The organism is Lysobacter enzymogenes (genome assembly GCF_017168095.1).
In the GTDB taxonomy this organism is placed as follows: domain Bacteria; phylum Pseudomonadota; class Gammaproteobacteria; order Xanthomonadales; family Xanthomonadaceae; genus Lysobacter; species Lysobacter enzymogenes_D.
Map to the genome: position 1 here is coordinate 1 of NZ_LXSD01000607.1, position 285 is coordinate 285.

1 protein-coding gene is annotated in these 285 nt (G+C 77.9%); it reads right to left on the bottom strand.

Annotated features, from left to right (window positions below):
• A partial coding sequence (locus tag A7A76_RS23425) for a hypothetical protein (RefSeq protein WP_206413569.1) occupies positions 1-263 on the bottom strand: 263 nt, incomplete at its 3' end.
• Between the last annotated feature and the right edge of the window lie 22 nt (positions 264-285).

The window sequence follows — 285 nt, forward strand, 5'->3', positions numbered from 1 at the left end:
CACGCGAGCAACCACGTCGCGCGTTCGCGCGCGGCCGGCGGCGCGTACAGCGCGCCCGCGACCGCCGCTGCGACGATCCAGCACGCCAGCGTCGGATACCGCAACGAAGCCAGCGCCGCCGTCGCCGCAGCGAAGCCGGCGACCAACGCCCAGGCCGCAACGAACGCCACCGCCGCATACCGGCCGACGCGCGCCGGCGCCAGCCCCAGCAGCAAGCCCAGCGCCGCGCACAGCACCGCCGGCGCCCACGCCGCGCCGCTCATGCGCGCAGCGCCGAGACCACGA